This is a genomic window from Kribbella sp. NPDC055071, assembly GCF_053608045.1.
On record NZ_JBSGUS010000002.1, the window covers coordinates 555,750 to 568,313 of the forward strand.

At 66.5% G+C, this 12,564-nt stretch carries 12 protein-coding genes; 6 read left to right on the forward strand and 6 right to left on the reverse strand.

Features of this window, described 5'->3' with window-relative positions; genetic code table 11:
- Positions 1 to 3: 3 nt before the first annotated feature.
- From ACWF4Z_RS05970 to ACWF4Z_RS05980, 3 genes are all read right to left on the reverse strand, one after another.
- Entirely contained in the window at positions 4 to 726 is a 723-nt protein-coding gene (locus tag ACWF4Z_RS05970) for a GAF and ANTAR domain-containing protein (protein ID WP_452241816.1), read from the reverse strand.
- 51 nt (positions 727 to 777) lie between these two features.
- Positions 778 to 1,512: a GAF and ANTAR domain-containing protein gene (locus ACWF4Z_RS05975; protein ID WP_452241817.1), complete on the reverse strand. Its 735-nt coding sequence runs from the start codon at positions 1,510 to 1,512 to the stop codon at positions 778 to 780.
- 303 nt (positions 1,513 to 1,815) lie between these two features.
- The gene (locus ACWF4Z_RS05980; RefSeq protein WP_452241818.1) at positions 1,816 to 3,909 is read right to left on the reverse strand and encodes a catalase; all 2,094 of its coding nucleotides are present in this window, start codon (positions 3,907 to 3,909) and stop codon (positions 1,816 to 1,818) included.
- A gap of 128 nt (positions 3,910 to 4,037) precedes the next feature.
- Between ACWF4Z_RS05980 and ACWF4Z_RS05985 the strand changes: the two genes are divergently transcribed.
- Positions 4,038 to 4,733, forward strand: a complete 696-nt coding sequence (locus tag ACWF4Z_RS05985) for a hypothetical protein (protein ID WP_452241819.1) — start codon at positions 4,038 to 4,040, stop codon at positions 4,731 to 4,733.
- 1 nt (position 4,734) lies between these two features.
- Here ACWF4Z_RS05985 and ACWF4Z_RS05990 read toward each other — a convergent pair whose 3' ends face one another.
- A complete protein-coding gene (locus tag ACWF4Z_RS05990) occupies positions 4,735 to 5,664 on the reverse strand; it encodes a carotenoid biosynthesis protein (RefSeq protein WP_452241820.1) in 930 nt (309 codons plus the stop codon).
- Positions 5,665 to 5,710: 46 nt separating this feature from the next.
- Positions 5,711 to 6,268 (reverse strand): TetR/AcrR family transcriptional regulator, encoded by a 558-nt coding sequence (locus ACWF4Z_RS05995; RefSeq protein WP_452241821.1) that lies wholly within the window; start codon positions 6,266 to 6,268, stop codon positions 5,711 to 5,713.
- A 117-nt stretch (positions 6,269 to 6,385) separates the two neighbouring features.
- On the opposite strand from ACWF4Z_RS05995, the gene ACWF4Z_RS06000 reads away from it, so the two are divergent.
- A complete protein-coding gene (locus ACWF4Z_RS06000; protein WP_452241822.1) occupies positions 6,386 to 7,030 on the forward strand; it encodes an NAD(P)-dependent oxidoreductase in 645 nt (214 codons plus the stop codon).
- 66 nt (positions 7,031 to 7,096) lie between these two features.
- On the opposite strand, the gene ACWF4Z_RS06005 is transcribed toward ACWF4Z_RS06000, so the two are convergent.
- The gene (locus ACWF4Z_RS06005; RefSeq protein WP_452241823.1) at positions 7,097 to 8,461 is read right to left on the reverse strand and encodes an MFS transporter; all 1,365 of its coding nucleotides are present in this window, start codon (positions 8,459 to 8,461) and stop codon (positions 7,097 to 7,099) included.
- Positions 8,462 to 8,569: 108 nt separating this feature from the next.
- Here ACWF4Z_RS06005 and ACWF4Z_RS06010 point away from each other — a divergent pair, with 108 nt between their 5' ends.
- The 4 genes from ACWF4Z_RS06010 to ACWF4Z_RS06025 are packed head-to-tail and all read left to right on the forward strand — an operon-like array spanning position 8,570 to position 12,561.
- Positions 8,570 to 10,207, forward strand: coding sequence for an FAD-dependent monooxygenase (locus ACWF4Z_RS06010; protein ID WP_452241824.1), 1,638 nt, complete (start codon positions 8,570 to 8,572; stop codon positions 10,205 to 10,207).
- 56 nt (positions 10,208 to 10,263) lie between these two features.
- A complete protein-coding gene (locus ACWF4Z_RS06015; protein WP_452241825.1) occupies positions 10,264 to 10,833 on the forward strand; it encodes a VOC family protein in 570 nt (189 codons plus the stop codon).
- A gap of 1 nt (position 10,834) precedes the next feature.
- On the forward strand, positions 10,835 to 11,395 hold the full coding sequence (locus ACWF4Z_RS06020; protein WP_452241826.1) for a flavin reductase family protein: 561 nt from the start codon (positions 10,835 to 10,837) through the stop codon (positions 11,393 to 11,395).
- Entirely contained in the window at positions 11,392 to 12,561 is a 1,170-nt protein-coding gene (locus ACWF4Z_RS06025; RefSeq protein WP_452241827.1) for an acyl-CoA dehydrogenase family protein, read from the forward strand. The genes ACWF4Z_RS06020 and ACWF4Z_RS06025 overlap by 4 nt, the downstream gene beginning before the upstream one ends.
- Positions 12,562 to 12,564 lie beyond the last annotated feature (3 nt).

Consider the following 12,564-nt stretch of genomic DNA (forward strand, 5'->3'; position numbering starts at 1 on the left):
GAGCTAGTTGGCCGTGAATTCGGCGGGTCCGATGGTGCCGTCGATGACGGCGCTCGCGACGACGCGCAGTTGCAGATGGTTGCGGCGGGCGTGGGTCCGCATCAAGACGAACGCATCGTCGACGTTGACGCCGGCTCGTTCAGAGATGACACCCTTGGCCTGCTCGAGCAGGATTCGGCTGTTCAGGGCGGACTGCAGTTGTTCGGCCAGTACTTCGCCTCGTCGTACTGTGCGTTCCTGTAATAGCCCGACCGTCGCGATGTCGCACAGTGCCTGCCCCAAAGCGACATCTGCGTCGGACAGGGTGACGCGGTCGGCGCAGAACAGGTTCATTGCCCCGATCACCTGGCCGCGGAGCCGCATCGGGATCGCGTGGGTCGAGCGGTAGCCGGCGGCGATCGTTGCGGACCAGAACCGCGGCCAGCGATCTGCGACCTCGTCCAGCTCGATGTTCACCATCTGCTCACCGGTCGAATAGCAGTCCAGGCAAGGCCCCTCGTCGTTCTGCAGCACGAACAGCTCCAGGAGCCGCGCCTCCTCGGTCGTCGAGGCCATCACGTGCAGCAGACCGCGCTGATCGGCCAGGATCAGGCCGGCCGCGTCGGCCTGCAGGAGCTCGACGCTGCGCTCGCACAGGGTGTGGAGGAGGTCGAGGACGTCGTAGTCGTCAACGAGAGTGTCGGCGAGCTCGATGAAAACCTCTGCGAGGCGCTGCTCCCTGCTCATCTGCTGCCGCCTTTCGAGGTCGGAAGGTCCCGAAGACACGGGATGGACGTGTTATTCATGATGATCGTCCTCGGGGTAAAAGGTCACCCTCCGGGCGACCACGTCCTCGGCGAGCTCCAGCAGCGACCGGTCATCGGCATAGGCGCGCGCCCGAAGCAGCAGCAGCGCCTCGTTCATGCCGACCGATGCCTGAACGGTGATGATGCCGGTGGCCTGGTGGATCGCCCGATGGTTGTCGGCGGCGTCGGCGAGCTGCGGGTGCAGTCCGCCGGGAACCGCGTCGTACTGCAGGTCCAGCAGCACGGTGGTCGCGGCGGCCGCGTAGTCGAGCGCCTCGCCCAGCTGAAGGTTGTCGAGTGGGCCAGGGGTGTCGCGGTAGAGGTCGAGGACGCCGAGCCGGATCGCACCGACCTGAAGTGGGAACGCGAAAATGGCCGCGATCCCTGACTCGGTCGCGGCGGGCGCGAAGCCTGGCCAGCGCGCTGCAGCCTGGGCCAGGTCGTGTTCCAGGACCGGGCGTCGGTCGTGGAAAGCGTTCAAGCAGGGTCCTTCGCCAAGAGTCTGCTGCAGGTTCTCCATCACCGCGGCCGGCCCGTCAGTGGCTGCGAGCGTTCCGCCGTGGCCGGTCGGTGTCATCAGCGCCACTCCAGCCCCGGTCACCGGGACCGACTTGGCCGCCGACGCGCACAACCTGCGCCACACCGTGTCACCGTGAAGGCCGGGTGGGTCGGGCTGGTCGCCGGCCAGGACCTCGAGGAGGATCTGCTGTACCCGTAGCGATGCCACTGCCTCACATCCGCCCTGGGCCGGTATTCGCGCGCCGTGAACGGTAGACCGTGACACGGCCTTGACGTCGCGTGCCTACGATGCCCGCCGCAACAGCCTCAAGGCAACCGCCGCGCCGAGGCTGCGCCGAGCCCGGCCGGAGATGCGAGGCGTTCACAGGACTGTCCGGGACACGAAAGACCCCCAATTAGGCACTCCGATGAAGAGCCACCGGGGCCAGGGCAGCGGTGATGCTCTGTAGTGACGCCGTACCCGCACCCGTTCCGATGGAAACAGTAGCGACCAGGTCGATAGGCGCCGCCGCTACTGGGTGCGGTCCCAGGCTCGGTGGAGGCCGACGGCGGCGAAGAGGTCGGCGGTGTAGGGCTTGGCGACGGTCTCGCCCAGCACGATGCCGGCTGCGGAGGTGTCGATGCCGGCGGCCGAGAGTACCTGGTCGCCGTCGCCCCAGGCACCGATCACCTTGCAGTGCCGGAAGAGCTCACCGAGCAGAACGGTCAGCTTGACGTCGGCCAGCGCGGGGTTGCCTGCGGCAACGACCAGGGCGTCGTACTCGATCGAGCGAGTGGTCAGGAGCGTGCGATCGACCGTCTGCCGCGACCGACCGCGTTTGATCTCACCACCGGAGGGCGCGAGCAACCGCAGTACGGCGCCCTGGGCCTCGACGGCTCGCCGAAGCTTGGTGATGCCGGCCAGATCGGCTCCGTCGGCGGCGACGACTCCGATCACCCGTCCCGTGATCGGTCCGGGAGTCGTCACGATCTGGGACAGCGCGGGCGACGGGACTGGATCAGCAGTGGGCGTGCCGTCCGGTGCACGGAGGCCGAGTCCGGCCGCGACCGCCGTACACAGCTCGGCGTCGACGTTGGCGAGGACGCCGAGCATCCGTTCGCGGATTGCCTGCTCGTAGCACTTGCTGAGCTCGAAAGTGAAGGCCTCGACGATGTGCGCCCGTTCGACCTCGGTCATGCTCGACCAGAACAGCGCGGCCTGGGAGAAGTGATCCGAGAACGACGCCGGGTTGGCCCGTACCTTCGGGCCGCTGACCTCACGAGGCACGTGAACGAACGCGCCTTCGTCAACTTCCGCAGCAACGGGCTCGCCCTCCTGGCCGAGGCTGTTCGGCAGGTACGGCGCTATGCCGCGGTGTACTGCGGTCTGGTGCATCCCGTCGCGAAGGTTGTCGTTCACCGCGGCATGCGGGCAGTTGATCGGCAACTGGGTGAAGTTCGGACCGCCGAGGCGGGTCAGCTGGGTGTCGAGGTAGGAGAACAGCCGGGCCTGCATCAACGGGTCGTCGGTGACCTCGATCCCGGGCACCAGGTTCCCGGTGTGGAACGCGACCTGCTCGGTCTCGGCGAAGTAGTTCGTCGGGTTCCGATCCAAGGTGAGCTTGCCGACCAGTTGCACCTCGCAGAGTTCCTCGGGCACGAGCTTGGTCGGGTCGAGCAGGTCGATACCTTCGAAGGTCTGGTCGTCGGAATCAGGCATGAGCTGCAGGCCGAGCTCGAACTCCAGTGCTGCGCCGGCGTCGATGCCGTCGGCAAGGTCGCGCCGGTGGAAGTCGGGGTCGGTTCCGGCGGCGAGCTGAGCCTCCTCCCACACCAGCGAGTGGATGCCGGCCACGGGCTTCCAGTGGAACTTGACCAGACACGTCTCGTCCTTGGCGTTCACGAGCCGGAACGTGTGGACGCCGAAACCCTCCATCGTGCGGTACGAACGGGGAATGCCGCGGTCCGACATCGCCCACATCACATGATGGGTCGCCTCGGTGTGCAACGAGACGAAGTCCCAGAAGGTGTCGTGGGCCGTCTGCGCCTGCGGGATCTCGCGGTCCGGGTGCGGCTTGCCGGCATGGATGATGTCGGGGAACTTGATCCCGTCCTGGATGAAGAACACCGGCATGTTGTTGCCGACGAGGTCGAAGTTGCCCTCGTCGGTGTAGAACTTCGTCGCGAAACCCCGGACGTCGCGGACGGTGTCGGCCGAGCCGCGGGAGCCGAGCACAGTCGAGAACCGGACGAAGACCGGCGTCTGCCGGCCACGCTGCAAGAACCCGGCTTTGGTCGCCGCTGCCGCGTTGCCGTACGCCGTGAAGGTGCCGTGCGCCGCGGCCCCACGGGCGTGCACCACGCGTTCCGGGATCCGCTCATGGTCGAAATGAGTGATCTTCTCGCGCAGATGAAAATCGTCCATCAAGCTGGGGCCGCGCGGCCCGGCCTTCAGCGAATGGTCGGTGTCCGGAAGCCGCACACCTTGGGCGGTGGTGAGGAGCGAACTCGTCTGCAGGCGACCCTCCGCTGCCTCGACCGGCCGCTCCTCGGGCTGCTGCGCGGGCGCGGCCGGCGCGGCAGTCGATCGGCGCGGAGCACGGGACGCTTGACGTTTCGGGGGCATGAGACTCCTCAGAAGTGGTGCGGTCAGGTCCCCGGTACCCGCGACTACACCTCCTTGCCCTTCCTGCGTATGGCGCCGCGAGGTGTGCCGGGGTGCTCGCGGTGCGGGTTCGTGGGAGGGTGGCTCGCGTGGGTGATGAAGGGAAGCCGGCGCATCCGGGGGAGCCGCGATTGCCGGCTGCTGTCGGGGTGGTGGCGGCGATCGGGCTGTACGCCTTGCTGCCCAGCAGTTTGCAGATCGGCCCGCGGTTTGTGGTTCCGGGGCTGGAGTTGCTGTTGTTCATTCCGCTGGTTCTGGCCAATCCACGCCGGATGAGCAGGGAGAACCGGCTACTGCGGCGGTTGTCGATCGGACTCGTGCTGCTGATCGCGTTGTCCAACACCACCGCCCTGGTGCTGCTGATCCGGTCGCTGCTGATCGGAGAGGCGACCGCGGGGGCACAGTTGCTGGCCGCGGCCGGACAGGTGTGGCTCACGAACGTTCTCGTGTTCGCGCTCGCGTACTGGGAACTCGACCGGGGCGGGCCGGTGACCCGGTACCGCGTCGATCGGCCCGGCTTGCCCGACGCCGACTTTCGCTTTCCGCAGGACGAGGACCACGACGCGATCAGCGAGGTGTCGCAGCGGTCGTCGGCCAAGTCCGGCTGGGTCCCGGGGTTCGTCGACTACCTCTATATGTCGATCACCAACTCCTCGGCCTTCAGCCCCACCGACACAATGCCCCTCTCGGTCCGAGCCAAGCTCCTGATGGCCGTCGAATCCGTCTCGGCCCTGATGCTCTCGATCCTGGTCGTCTCCTTCGCCATCGGCCTACTCGGCCACTGACTCAGTCGTTCCGGGCGAGTTTGATGGCGGCGAGGAAGGCGAAGACGACTACGGAGAGCAGGTTGATGGTCATCATGGTCTCGTTGAGGGCGTGTCCGTTCCAGCTGGTTCCGGTTGCGTCGGTGTAGGTCTGGTCGGTGGCGGCGACGAAGTACGTCACTGAAGTGAGGCCGAGTGAGGCGTAGAGCAGGACTGGTTGGAGGAGGGCGCCGCGTCCGCCGACCGTGTGCACGGGAGTCTGCGTGCGGGCCAGGTAGAGGGCGAAGATCTGGAAGAAGAGATAGGTGGTCAGCCACCAGCCGAGGTAGTTGGTGAAGGGGACGCCGAACACGCCGCCGCCGTGCTCCCAGATCCAGTCGTGGCTGACGGTGGAGGCGATGGAGTCGGTGCCGAGGTCGTAAACGGCCATCAGGGCGGCGGCGAGCATGGGTAGCGCGACGATGTCGATGCGGTGGCCGGTCCCGCCGCGGAGGCCCAGGCGGGCGTCGGCTGCGTCGAGCAGGGTGCTTGCCACCATCCAGCAGGCGTAGCCGAGGCCGAAGTAGATCGGGCCGATCTGGATGGGCACGTCGATCAGCTTGGGGGTGCCGGTGTAGTGGTAGTGGCCGAACGGGAATCCGGTGCTGATGCTGAGGTTTTCGAAGAAGTTGCTCACGACAAGCGTTTCGACGAGGAAGGCGAGAAGCGCCTTCGTCCCGTACCGGCGGATACCGTGGACGAGCGAGAACGGGACGAACAACAGGAGAACCGTCCCGGCGGCCGACCCGCCGTTCAGCGGCAGGACAAGCGCGAGTGCGACGGCGACGGTTGTGAGCAACCAGAGCACCACCGACCAGCTGGGGTGGCGGCGCCCGCGGCCGGCGGTGGTCTCTGACGATCCGGCGCCCGCGAGTTCGGCGGGATCCTGTGCCTGCGGCTCGGTGGTTTGCATGGTGGCCTCCGGTGGAAATGTGTGGGGCCGGCGTGGTGGCGTCGGTCTAGCTGGTCAGGGCGGGCAGGAAGGAATCCACCAGGTCGGCGACGAAGCCGGCGTCGATCGGCAGTTGCAGCACGGCGACGCGGTGGAAGATGACCGACGGTGGGATCTCGGCCAGGAACGCAATGCGCCGCGGGTTCGCGGTCACCTCGCCGCGGGCAGCGGCACGATCGAAGATCCGCTGCCAGTTGTCGGCTCGGATCGCCGTGACCTCCTGCCGGAACACCTCCGCAAGTGCCGGTTCGCTACGCATCGGCAGGAGCAGTCCTGCCATGATCCGCGCGCGTTCGGGGGTCAGTAACTCGATGATGCTGGTGACGTGTTCGACCAGGTCTGCCCGGAGCGATCCACGGTCGGGGACGTCTCTCGTGATGCCTCGCATCTCGTTGCGGAGTGTCGCGATGACCAGCTCCTGCTTGCCGGGGAAGCGCCGGTACACGCTGGTCGTGGCGGTCCCGGCGAGCCGGGCGACCTGGGCGATGGACAGGCCCTCGTAGCCGACCTCTGCCAGCAGCTCCAGCGTGGCGCGGTGGATCGCGCCGTGAACCTCTTCGCTCATCGGGCGCCCTGTCTGGACCCGAGTCCGCTCCGCAGTCATTGTCGCTCCCTTGCCTGCTTTCGATACGCTACGGTAGCGTAGCGAAAGTATCCCGGCAAGAGTAATCGAGGCTGCGTCATGAGGATCATCGTTTTCGGAGCGACCGGTACGACGGGCCGTGAGGTGGTGCGTCAGGCGCTCGAGGCCGGCCATCAGGTCACCGCCTTCGTCCGCGATGCCGCGCGGCTGGACCTGCGGCATCCGCGGCTCGAGGTCATCACCGGCGAGGTGACCGACGATCAGGCTGCGGTCACCGCGGCCGTCAAGGGTCAGGACGCGGTTGTCAGCGCGTTGGGCACCGAGCAGACGGTGAGGGGAACGCGATCTCCGGGCCTGATGGCGCGAGCGATACCTGTCATCGTCGAGGCGATGACCAGCACGGGCGTGGATCGGCTCGTGTTTCTGTCCGCTTTCGGGGTCGGCGACTCCCTGCGCGAGGCTCCACTGCTTCTGAGGATCATGTACAGGCTGTTCCTCGGGCGCGTCTTCGCCGACAAGGCCGAAGGTGAACGGCTACTGCGTGACAGTGCGTTGGACTGGACGCTGATCTACCCGATCCTGCTCACCAACGGGCCGCAGACCGGGGTCTATCGGCCCGACACGCATCTGACGCCTCGGCGCCCATGGCGGATCAGTCGCGCCGACGTCGCCGAGTTCATGCTCGACCAGCTCCACGACCGGACCTACAGCCACTCGGTCGCCATCATCACCTCCGGTCGGTGATGCGGCGGCCAGGTAGCTCTCGCAAGCCTTCGACGTCGGCGAGGGTGGGAAGCAAGGTGACGGAGGTCATCGGGTTTCGGTGGGGATCGGTTCGGTGTGTGGGGTTGCGGGTCGTTCGGTGCTGGCGAGGTCGGCCAGTTTCTGGGCTGCGGCGAGTTCGTCCTGGGCTGCGGTTCGGTCGAAGCCGGCGACCGGGGGATAGCGGTAGGGGCCGAGGAGAAGGACGACGACCGCGGACAGGACGAGCGCACCGCCGACGTACGGCATGAATCCGGTGTAGGTACCGGTTGTCTCGTATCCGATCCCGATCAGCAAAGGCCCGAACGCGGTCGAGAAAAGCACGGCCGACTGAAGAATACCGAGCAGCGATCCGAATCGGCGCATGCCGAGGTACCGGCTGGTGAGGAAAGCGAGTAGGTCGATTTCCATGCCGAACGCGAGTCCCACCAGGGCGATACCGGCGGCGGCGCTGGCGAACGGTCTGTGCAGGAGGAGCATGCCTGCTACCGGGCACAGAAGAATTGCGGCCGCGATGCGTGGTGCGTGAAAACGGTCCAGGAGGAAACCGCCCGCGAATCTGCCCAGCAGGGACGCCACACCGTAGATCGTCAGCAGTAGGGCCGCCTGATTTCGGTGCATGCCTTGATCGGTCATCATGGGCACCACATTGACCTGAATTCCGATGACCGCGATACCGGCGACGCACAGGACTCCGCCGATGATCCACAGCTGCTTTCCCTTGAACGCTTCGCGAAGCGTCAATCCGGGCACTTCCAGGCTGACGGCCCGATCCGCGTCGGCCGCTCGACTCACCAAGCGGCCCCTGACGCTGCGTTCGGCCCGGACACGGACAAAACTCAGGACCATGCTGATGGACAGGAGCAGCGCGATGAGTGCCATCCACGGGTAGGCCGCTCGCCACCCGACTGTCTCGATGAGCGCGCTCGCCAGCAACGGAGTGAGGATCGCGCCGAGCGCACCGAGAGCTGCCGTGAAGCCGATGGCCCTACCGCGCTTGTTGTCGAACCAGCTGAGCACGGCCTTGGAGAACGGAATGAACGTCCCGCTGGCGAACAAGCCGACAAAGAAGAACGGCACGTAGAAAAGCGGCAGGCTGCGCGGCGCAAGATGGATCGATGCCAGGCAGAGGGTGTAGAGAAGATATGCCGGTACGACGATCAGCCGGAAGGCGAAGCGGTCGAGGAGTTGTCCGACGATCGGTGTTCCGAGGGCGAACCCGACGCCCATGACCGTGAAGGCCACCGTGACCGTGGCTCTGTTCCAACCGGTCTCGGCGGCAATCGGGATGACGAACAGGCTGAAGGTGCTCAGGACGAGCGGCCCGAGGCTGACGGCTTGCGCCAGCCCGGCACCGCCGACCACTCGCCACGGGCTCCGCATCAACTTGGCCGGTTGGGGCTGACGACTCATGGTGGCTCCTTGTGTCCAGCGATCACCAGGTTCGCTATTTAAAATATGTTATAACAGCAGGTCTGGAGTGCTACAAGGGCTCGTGGTCAGTGACTCAGGAGGTCGGTCATGTCGCCGTTGTTGTCCGAGAGGTTGCCGAGCGGATCGGATGGCTCGACGCCTGTCCTGATTGCCGGTGGGGGCCCGGTCGGATTGGCCTTGGCGGTTGAGCTGGGCCTGCGGGACATCAAGTGCACAATCGTCGAACCTCGGCTGTCGCCAACGCGCACCCGACCTCGAGCCAAGACCTTGAATGTGCGCACCATGGAGCACTTCCGCAGGTGGGGCCTCGCGGCACGTCTGCGGGCGCGAGCCCCGCTGCCGGTCGAGTGGTCCCGGGATGTCTCGTTCGCGACGACGTTGCTGGGACGGGAGATCTACAGGTTTCACGGTGCGCTCGGCCTCGAAGACATCGGAGTCTCTCCGGAGCAGGGGCAGCAGTTGCCGCAGTACGTTCTGGAGGATCTGCTCCGGGAGGTCGTGGCGGAGTTGCCGGCCTGCACTCTGTTGATCGGTGCACGGGTCGTCGCCGTCGAGCAGTCCGCGGACCTGGTGAAGGTCACCGTGCGCGCCGCCGACGGCGGGCACCACGAACTCGCAGCCACCTATGTCGTGGGGGCCGATGGTGCCCGGAGTGCGGTGCGTCCGGCCGTCGGCGCGGCGTACGAGGGCAGTCGAGCCGGCGGTTCCAACACCGGAGTTGTCTTTCGCAGCGATGAACTGATGGCGCTGCTGCCGCATCCGCCCGCGGTGCAGACGTGGCTGCTGAACGGCGAGACTCCTGGATTGATGGGACCCGTGGACCGGTACGGCACCTGGTGGCTGATCGCCTTCGGCGTCAACGGCGATTCCGAAGACCTCGACCCGGTGCGGCTGGTTCACGGTGCTGTCGGAGCAACGCTGCCGGTGGAGATCGTCAGCATCGATCCATGGACGGCCCGGATGAAACTGGTCGATCGCTGCTCTGTCGGGCGGGTGTTCCTGGTCGGGGACGCTGCCCATCTCAATCCACCGTTCGGTGGGCACGGACTCAATACCGGGATCGGAGACGCGGTTGATCTGGGGTGGAAGCTGTCGGCCGTGCTCGATGGCTGGGCCGGGCCTGAGTTGCTCGACACCTATGCGGTCGAAAGGCGACCGCTGCATCAGCGGGTGATCGAGGAGGCGACTGCCAACAACGCGGTCCTGGCCCCTTCCCTGGTTGAGGCCGGACTTGACGAGACCGGCGCTGACGGCAGTGCTGCGCGCATCCGGGCGGCCGAACGCATCCAGGCGACGAAGCGAGCCGAGTACTTCAGCTACGACCTGGTGCTCGGGCATCGCTATACGGCTTCGCCGATCATTCCCCTGGCCGTCGGCGAGCCGGTTCCCGATGCGCGTGCCATCGATGACTGGGCCCGGCATGTGCAAGCCGGCCGCCGGATTCCACACGTGTGGATCGGGCCGGGGGTGTCCACCTTGGACCTGGTCGGACGTCGCTACCGGGTCCTGGCTCCAGCGGACGTCGACGTAGCCGACCTGATCGCTACGGCCAAAGGAATCGGTATGCCGTTGGATTCCGCGGAGATTCCCGCGGCGGTAGCGGCCGGATTCGGTGCCCGCGTGACGATCGTTCGACCCGATCACATCGTGGCTTGGTCCGGCGATGTCGTTCCCCGTGACGCCCGGCGCTTGCTGAGCGATCTTGCTGTTATAACATATAATTGATATGTTCCTGTCATCCCGAGGCAGCTGGTGGCCACGGGCCGATCGAGGGAGTTCAGATGACGGCACCGACGTTCGCTCATGTGGTGTTCCGGACAGGTCAAGGCAAGGCGATGTCCGATTGGTACTGCCAGGTTCTCGAGGCGCACGTGGTCTACACCGACGAGGCGCTCACCTTCCTCACGTTCGACGAGGAGCATCACCGGGTGGCGCTGATCCATCCTCCGATCGACACCGTGCCCCAGCCGCCGGCGACCGCGTCCATGCATCACACGGCGTACACGTTCGGAAGTCTCGATGACCTGCTGGAGCAGTACGTCGTACTGCGCGAAAAGCGCATCGTGCCGACCGTGTGCATCGCGCACGGTGTGACGACGTCGATGTACTACCAGGACCCGGACGGTCATTTCGTCGAGCTGCAGGTGGACAACTTCGCCGCACCCGTCGAGGCCACGGCGTACATGAACGGCCCGGAGTACGGCGCTGACTCGGTTGGTCCGGCCTTCGATCCGGAAGCCATGCTCGCGGCCCGGCGCGGTGGTGCGACGGCGGCAGAGTTGATGGATCGCGCCTGGTCGCTGCAACAGAACCGGCCTGCGCCGCTGGGCATTCTGCTCGGGACGGTGTGAGGTGTCCGGCGCAGCCTCCGGTCAGCCGGAGCTGGGCGACGGCGTCGACGCATTCCGGTTCCGTGAGTTCATGTCGGCGGTCTGTGCGCCGGTGACGATCGTGACGACGACCGATGGTGGCAATCCGTACGGAGCTACCGTCAGCTCGTTCGCTTCGCTGTCCCTGGACCCGCCGTTGATATCTGTTGCCTTCGACAACAAAGCCTCCCTGCTGCCACGGTTGCTGGACAGCAAGGTGTTCGGTGTCAACCTGCTCGGGCACGGCCAGGCGGAGATCGCCACCCGGTTCGCGACCCGGGGTATCGATCGGTTCGCGGGCTCGAACTGGCGAGACGATGCAGGCGCGCCGCGGTTGGTGGGCTCGGCCGGCTGGATGCGCTGCAGCCTGGCACAAGTGGTGCCCGCCGGCGACCACACCTTGTTGTTCGGTCTGGTGGTCGAGGCGATCCGGCAGGACAGGGCTCCGCTGATCTACGCGTATCGAACCTTCGGCACCCATTCACGGTTCGCCGACCGCCGCGTCGTCGAGATCGCCGACCAGATCGCAGCCTGTGCCTCGTGAGTGCGACGCCGTCAGCTCAGACGCTCCGCACCCGGGTCGACAAACTGTCCGCACTGATCGCGGACAGCGCCGAGCAGGGCGAACGTGATCGCCGGATCCCCGAGGAGGTCATGTCCGCTCTCACCGGTGCGGGCATCTTCCGGTTGTCCCAGCCCCGGACGTACGGCGGTTGCCAGGCATCCGCGCGGACGATGCTGGAACTGTCCGCCGCGGTCGCCGAAGCCGACGGTGGCACCGGCTGGGTAGTTGCCCTATGCAACGTATGTTCCTGGCTCGTGGGTCTGTTCCCCGAGCGGGCGCAGGACGAGGTCTGGAAGGACTCACCCGATGCCAGGGTCGTCGGTGCACTCGCGCCGACCGCGGAGTCGAGGCGGGTGGAGGGTGGCCACGAGGTGACGGGCCGGTGGTACTGGACCTCTGGTTCCTGGCACGCGGACTGGGCCGTGCTGGGAACTCCGATCACCGACGAGTCCGGCGCGGTCGTGGATCAGGGCTTGGCCCTCGTGCCCCGCGCCGACCTGCATCTCGAGGACACCTGGTTCGCAGCAGGAATGCGCTCCACGGCGTCGAACTGCTTCGTCGCCCGCGACGTCTTCGTGCCGGAACACCGAGTCCTGTCCGTGCCGGCGGCCGTCAAAGGGAGCCATCCCGGCACCGACCAGGCACCCTTGGCCTTCGGGCCGCTGCTTGCTCTTGTCCTGGCCGCGCCACAGCTTGGCCTGGGGCGGAAGGCGTTGGCGCTGGTGACGTCGGCCGCTGCGACCAAGCCCGTTTCGTATACCTACTACACGGCCCAAGCCGACTCGGTCGCCTTCCAGCTTCAGATCGCGGAGGCGGCCGTCCTGATCGACACGGCCCAGCTCCACGCGTTCCGAGCGGCTGACGATCTGGATCGTACGGCGGAAGCCGGAGATCATCCCGACCTCCTGGCCAGGGCCAGAGTGCGCGCCGACACCGCGAGGGCCGTGCAGTGCATCGGTCAGGCCATCGACATCCTCATGTCGGCACATGGTGCGGGCAGCTTCGCCGACGCGAATCCCTTGCAGCGCATCTGGCGTGACTCCGCCGTCGCGGCACGCCACGCGCTCACGATCCCGGCCGTCAACTACGAGATCTACGGCAAGGCGCTACTCGGTCGACAAGACCAGATCAGCCCACTGATCTGAATG